Origin of the sequence: Microcoleus sp., assembly GCF_049646505.1 — a bacterium.
GTDB lineage: Bacteria > Cyanobacteriota > Cyanobacteriia > Cyanobacteriales > Microcoleaceae > Microcoleus.
On record NZ_JBARVX010000629.1, the window covers coordinates 1 to 7,207 of the forward strand.

At 48.3% G+C, this 7,207-nt stretch carries 4 protein-coding genes; 2 read left to right on the forward strand and 2 right to left on the reverse strand.

Annotated features, from left to right (window positions below):
• Window positions 1-203 (forward strand): hypothetical protein (locus tag WBA89_RS29125; RefSeq protein ID WP_424411099.1); only part of this gene is annotated, 203 nt, incomplete at its 5' end.
• 83 nt (window positions 204-286) lie between these two features.
• Here WBA89_RS29125 and WBA89_RS29130 read toward each other — a convergent pair.
• Window positions 287-481, reverse strand: a complete 195-nt coding sequence (locus WBA89_RS29130) for a hypothetical protein (protein ID WP_424411100.1) — start codon at window positions 479-481, stop codon at window positions 287-289.
• A gap of 670 nt (window positions 482-1,151) precedes the next feature.
• On the opposite strand from WBA89_RS29130, the gene WBA89_RS29135 reads away from it, so the two are divergent.
• Window positions 1,152-5,954: a CHAT domain-containing protein gene (locus WBA89_RS29135; protein WP_424411101.1), complete on the forward strand. Its 4,803-nt coding sequence runs from the start codon at window positions 1,152-1,154 to the stop codon at window positions 5,952-5,954.
• A gap of 374 nt (window positions 5,955-6,328) precedes the next feature.
• Here WBA89_RS29135 and WBA89_RS29140 read toward each other — a convergent pair whose 3' ends face one another.
• The gene (locus WBA89_RS29140; protein ID WP_424411102.1) at window positions 6,329-7,021 is read right to left on the reverse strand and encodes a hypothetical protein; all 693 of its coding nucleotides are present in this window, start codon (window positions 7,019-7,021) and stop codon (window positions 6,329-6,331) included.
• Window positions 7,022-7,207: the final 186 nt, after the last annotated feature.

Sequence of the window (7,207 nt, forward strand, 5' to 3'; positions counted from 1 at the left end):
GCTGCACTGATGCCCGCGAGGTCTGGATTAATCGCCGATCGCCAGTATACAGCGAGTTCCAGCGTCGCAAGTGGCAAGAATTTTATCGCTGTCAGTGCGGCGGCGTGTGGTGGGCCTGGAGTAGCGACAGGCCTCCTTCTGAACTTGTGCGTCCCGACGAGAGCTCGAATGAGAGCTCCGATGAGGACGATGATGATTTTTAGAAGGACTTTCGATTGGATTTCAAATTAGGGTAAGGTGCGTCCGGGCGCACCTTACACTTACATTGGCGCGTGCAAGTTTTCAATTAATTCAGCACGTCGAGTACGCCCTTGACTACGCCTTCCATGACTTTTTCAACTAAACTCAATTCATGTTCGCCGATCGACTCATCTAAGAGCATTGACTGAATTCGCTGTCTGTCTTCGCGAGTCAGTTCGCCAGAGGCAAAGATCCGCTCAACTATTTGTTCGTTGAGAAATGGGAAGGGTTGATTTTGCATTATCTGTCCCTACAATCATCAATATTTTGTTTTTAACTTTGCTAGAGGAGGCAGTTATGTTGTGGGTTTTTGCCTTCTAATCCAATCTTTGCTCCAATCTTAGGACTCTGCGGGCACTTTGTCAAGACACCTGCGACCGATAAATACGGAATCTGCTTGGTATTTCTGACATTCTGGCAAAAGATGGTTTTGGAGGGCGATCGACTCAAAGACGCTGATTCGCACCCTGGGAGCAAACCGCCGAGCCCGCAAGCTTTTTAAGTTTATTGGCACTTTAGCGGAACATTACAGCTCAAAAAAAATCAAAACTACAATAGATTAGAATTGGGAATGGGGAATTGGGAATTGGGAATGGGGAATTGGGAATGGGGAATTGGGAATGGGGAATTGTTGACTGTTGACTGTTAACTGTTGACTGTTAACTAATGACTAATGACTGATGACGTTGGACGTTGGACGTTGGACTGATGACTGACGACTAATGACTACTAACTAATAACTAACAACCACTAACTACTAACTAATAACTAACAACTAATAACTAACAACCAATAACCAATAACCAATAACCAATAACCAATAACCAATAACTAATAACTAATAACCAATAACTAATAACCAATAACTAATAACCAATAACTAATAACCAATAACTAATAACCAATAACTAATGACCTATTTTCGCTCTGCTATAATTTTGACATTAGGTTTTTTGCTGCTACCGCTAGCAGTGCGATCGCAACCTGTCATTCCGGCAAATGACGGCACTAATACTATTGTCAACCAGGAGCAAAATCGCTTAGAGATTAGAGGCGGACAACTGTCTGGAAACGGCGCAAATCTGTTTCACAGCTTCAGCCAATTTAATCTCAGCGAAGGTCAAATTGCTAATTTTCTAACTAATCCAAATATTCAAAATATTTTAGGGCGGATTTCCGGCGGCAATGTTTCCTTCATTAACGGTCTGATTTCAGTAAGCGGGGGAAACTCGAATTTATTCTTAATGAATCCGGCGGGAATTGTTTTCGGTCAAAATGCTAGATTGAACGTGCCGGGGTCTTTTTTCGCAACAACTGCAACGGGGATTGGTTTCGGCGACGGCTGGTTTACTTCTGCGGGAATTAATGATTACAAATCCTTGCTGGGAAATCCAACTCAATTTAATTTTAATAATTCACAATCTGGGATAATTGTCAATGCTGGAAACTTAGCAGTAGCCAGGGGTCAAAATTTAACTTTGCTGGGGGGAATCGCGATCAATACCGGGCAATTGTCCGCCCCCGGAGGTCAAATTACTGTGGCTGCTGTTGCGGGAAGCAATGCAGTCCGCATCAGTCAAGCTGGTAATTTATTGAGTTTAGAAATTACTCCGTCTTTGGAGTCAGAAAAATCGGCGATCGCCCCAGTTACTTTGCCTCAGTTGCTGACTGGCCCGGGCGTAGAGTCAGCCACAGGTTTAACGACTAACGAACAAGGTCAATTAATCCTGACTGGGGGCCAAACAGTAGCGGTAAATGCCGGAAGCGCGATCGTATCGGGTAGTGTAAATGTATTTGCTTTAGATCGCGGCATTGGCGGCAGAGTCAATATTTTAGGGTCAAAAGTCGGACTGTTCGGCGCAAATATCAATGCTTCGGGGACAGATGGCGGAGGAGTCGTGCGCGTCGGCGGCGGTTTCCGGGGGGCGGAACCGATACCAAACGCTTTGGTAACTTATGTTAGTCCTGATTCTACGATCGCAGCAGACGCGATCGACCGCGGCAACGGCGGCACAGCGACAATTTGGTCAGACAATACAACTCGCTTCTTCGGCAATATTACTGCTCGCGGCGGCACAGCAGCAGGTAACGGCGGCAGAGTGGAAGTTTCCGGTAAAAATGCTTTAGTTTTCCAAGGAGAGGTGGATACGCGCGCGCCTAACGGGGCGATCGGCAATTTGTGGCTCGATCCGGCAAATATTGCGATCGTCAGCGGTAACGGCGAAAACAGCCCGATCTCGATCGGCGGGGAACTCCAAGCCACAGAATCGCCCACTGAAACATCGATCTCAGAAGTGCAGTTAGAACAGATGGCGGCCGGCAGCAATGTACTTGTAGAAACCCCCGGCTACATCACCCTGCAAAACTTGCCCGACAACAAACTCGCACTGCAAGCGAGAATGGGAGACACCGTAACATTTACATCAGGCGGAGTGTTTTTTGTCAATGACCCGAAGGATTTAATCGAGACTCAAGGCGGCAACATCAACATTTTCGCCAGCAGCATTTCTCTGGGCGGAGTCAACGCTAGCGGCGGCAATATCGCTCTGACTGCTAACGGCATTGACTTCAGGGGCGGCAGCAATTCCGTCAGCAGTGCGGGGGGAACAATTAGCTTGCAGCCCAGCGACGGCCGAGGGATTCGGGTGGGCGGGAGTGGCGATATTTTAGGGGTTTTGGACTTGACAGCAGCGGATCTGGGTGCTTTGGCGGGGGGTTTCGGCTCGATCGCGATCGGGCGCGCCAACAGCAGCTCGATCGCGATCGTCGCACCGATTACCTTCAACAGCCCGCTGACACTTCAAGGCAGTTCGATCGTGATCGACCATCCCCTCAGAACAACCGGCAGCGCTGGCATCACTCTCGACGCGCCCCAAACCGATCTCGGCGCAAACATCGCCACATCCGGCGCAGATATCACTTTTACCGGCAACCTTTCCCTGAATGCTGATGCAGCTTTGGACGCTAAAGCCACGGGCAGTATTCTGTTTTCCGGCAGCCTAGACGGAGCTCGCGCCCTGAGACTTGACGCTGGGCGAGTGCGGTTCGGCGGTACAGTCGTCGGTGAAGCTGCACCGCTGGCGAGTTTGACTGTCAGCGGTGGCATTACCGAGATAGCTGGCGATATCGCCACATCTGGCGACATCGCTTTCAACAGTGCCGTCACAGTCGATCGGCGCAGCACAATTTCGGCCAGTACCGGCAACATCGCTTTTGCCAGCACCCTCGACAGCATCCAAGGCCGGGCAAATAATTTGACGCTGCGGGCTGGCGGCAACATTACCTTTGAGGGCGCAGTCGGTCAAACTCAGAGGTTGGGCCTGCTCTCGGCTGATGCTGCTAGCGTGACGGCTACTTCCCAAATTGCAGCCCGCATTTTGAGCGTGAACGCGCGAGATGTTGCTACCTTCAGGGGGGACAGCGCGATTGCTTTGGGAGCCGATATCAAGGCAGGAAATGTACTCTTAGAGGGTAATTTAACGACGGATGGCGGCAGCGCGAACCTGCAAGCTTTGGACGAGGTTCGGACTGGCAATATTACCTCCAACGGCGGCAGTATTCGGGTTGAGGGAAATACTGTTGCAGCAGGGGCGATCGACTCTTCGTCAGCAACCGGAACAGGCGGCGCGATCGCCCTCAAAAGCAATGCCGGCGCTTTAACTGCGGGAGGTTTGAACTCTTCGGGGGCGATCGGCGGCAATATTGCCCTCACCTCGCAAGCCGGCATTTCGGCTCTCGATCTCAACTCCAGCGGCACTCAGGGAAACGGCGGCGCAGTCTCTCTGAGCGCGACTGGTAACATTCAGTCGGGTTTTATCAATGCTAGAGGCGGCAGTGTTGATGTGACAACCCTCGGTTTGTTTCGATCGAACAATGTTTTTAACGATATATCTGGCAATCTTGCCAGTATTTCTACTGCCGGAGGTACAGGAGGCGGGGCGATCGCAATTCGGCACGGAGGCGGTAGCGATCGACCTTTTGTAGTTGGCGGGGCGATCGACAATGGAACCCAGGGAATCATTAATGCTGGCGCGGGAAACGCCATTTTGCCCAGTTTTTCCTTTGGGCAAACTTACACCCAAGGAAGTTTACAAAACCAGATTTCCCTCATTACACCGGGCGCGCCCCCTACTCCTCCACCAATCCCCGAACCAATCCCCGAACCAATTCCCGAACCAATTCCCGAACCAATTCCCGAACCGCCGCTGTCATTTCCTGCCTCTTTGCAAGTACAATTGCGATCGCCAAATCAAAACAGAAATTCCCCAACTAGCCCGGAGCTTTTGATTCCTTCTCGCAGATTAGATACCGCAGTTTCCGGTATTTTAGCCTTTGAACAAACCTTCACTCGCGAATACGAAAAATATCTAGATTTGCCCGCCCGAAAGCCGATTACAAATATGTCGGTAATTTACGAAACCCTTCGCAAAAACGAACAAATTACCGGGGTAAAATCGGCAATCATTTATATGAATTGGGTCAGCGGCTCGGACGCAGCAGCCAAAGAAAATGATTCGGTGCTGGTGGCAAGTCAAGATTTATCTAATCTCTTGCCTGTCAGAACAAACCTCATCCCGCCCCATCCAAAATTGTTAGAAGATGGGTTGATGGAGAATTTGCAACCAGCAGGCACAGAAGTTTCCGATGTTCCTACCGGCGAGCATTTAGAATTAGTGTTAGTAACAGCTAACGCTGAACCGATGCGCGTTTTAGTTCCGGCGACAACGCGCTGGCAGGTACTGCAATTAGCCGATGCTTTGCAAACGGAAATCACTAATCCCCGAAGAAGAAATAGTATAAGTTATTTGGATGCAGCTCAAAAACTTTATCGGTGGTTAATTGCACCATTGGCAGGAGAATTGGCAGATTTAAAAATTAATAATTTAATTGTAATTCCGGCAGCGGGTTTGCGAAGCGTGCCGTTTGCTGCTCTTCACGATGGCAAACAATTTTTAGTTGAGAAATACAGCTTTAGCGTGATGCCGAGTCTGAGTTTGACTGATATCAGCTACGACAATATTGCTGACGATGAAGTTTTGGCGATGGGAGCGTCGGTATTTAAGGATAAAGCGCCTCTGCCGGCGGTACCGATCGAGTTAGAGTCGATCGCCCCGCCCTCAGAAGGAAGATCGTTTTTGAATGAAGACTTTACTCTCGAAAATTTGCAAGCTCAACGGGCAAATCGGCCTTTTGGAATCATTCACTTAGCAACTCACAGCGAATTCCAGCCAGGGGCACCGACAAATTCTTACATTCAGTTGTGGGATACTAAATTGCGCCTCGATCGAATGCGGCAGTTGCGGTGGAATTCTCCCCCGGTGCACCTGTTAGTTTTAAGCGCGTGCAGTACCGCTTTGGGCGACGAAGAGGCGGAGTTGGGGTTTGCGGGTTTGGCGGTAGCTAGCGGTGCGCGATCGGCTTTGGCGAGTTTGTGGGAAGTCAGCGATGAGGGAACTTTGGGGCTCATGACGGAGTTTTACCGGCAGTTGCGGGCCCCCAGACGCGGTAGCAATTTGACGATTAAAGCCGAGGCTTTGCGGTGGGCGCAATTGCAGATGCTGCGGGGGCGGGTGCGGATTCAAGACGGGATGCTGGAAGCCGAAGGGCTTTCTGAGGCGATCGTTTTACCTCCTGAAATTGCCGCCAGGGGCGATCGAATGCTTTCCCATCCTTATTATTGGGCTGCCTTTACAATGATTGGCAATCCTTGGTAATTGGGCATTGGCCAAACAGGGCATTGGGCAAACAGGGAATTGGGCATTTGGCATTTGGCATTGGGCATTTGGCATTTTCCCTAATGACTGATGACTGAGGACTGATGACTGTTGACTGTTGACTGTTGACTGTTGACTGTTGACTGTTGACTGTTGACTGTTAACATCATTTATGAGTGCAACCGGAATTGATATAACCAATAACTAACAACTAACAACTAACAACTAACAACTGAGGGCGGGCACGCACCATCCACCGCCCCTACCAACTAACAAATAACAACTAACAACTAACAACTAACAACTAACAACTAACAACTAACAACTAACAACTAACAACTAACAACTAACAACTAACAACCAACTCTTCTTCCTTAATTTTTTTCGCTCTGCTGGAAATGCCGCCAAACTTCCTGATGACATACGTGCCAAAAATACAAAGCCAAATTCAGAAGAGCTAATAACTTAGTGCCATCTTCTAACATCGCGTGCAATCCTATACTTCGAGAGTTTACAATATCCTCAAGCCGCGAGATAGCAAACAAGAATAATGCTGCGACTAATGGCAAGTAAGGAGTAGTTTTGATGTACCGCCAAAAATTATAAATGTAAAGAAAAATCCCGCTCGCATAACATAAATAAATTATTTTTTTAGATATTCCCAGCCGAGTAAGAATCAAAGTCATCCGAAAACTGTCATCCACGTACAAGACTCCCAGCAGTAAAGCACTAAAAAATAAGAAAATTACCGATCGGCTGCGCGGCTCTTTTTGGCGCAGCACTCCGAAAGTAAATGCACAAATTGCGACTGAGATGCACCCGAGGACTTCGGAAATGCCGGTGAGAATGCCTTCGTAAGGGAACCAGATGTTAAAAGGGTCGCTAAACAAACGTTCAACTCCGTCTCCCTGATTGTTGATTTTGGCGTATACGCTCAGCCAGCCAAAAATCAGGACAGTCAGAATGTTGAAACCGACTAAAAACGGTACTGTAAAAAAGTGTTTTTTGATAAGTTCTAAAAATTTTGACAGTTGGTAATTTTTCTCGAATAAATGCCGGTGCTTCATAAAAGTATCTCGGTTCAAGGGAGCTTGTTATACTATTGTATATTTGATATTTTCGATTGGGAATAATATCAAATCCGGTGTGCGATTCGTTTAACCTAAATGGGTAGGTTTTCCTATCCAGGGACGGTTAGCCTAACTCTCAACGGAGTTAGTGATAACTGATTACACTTATGGGTGAGGCATTAA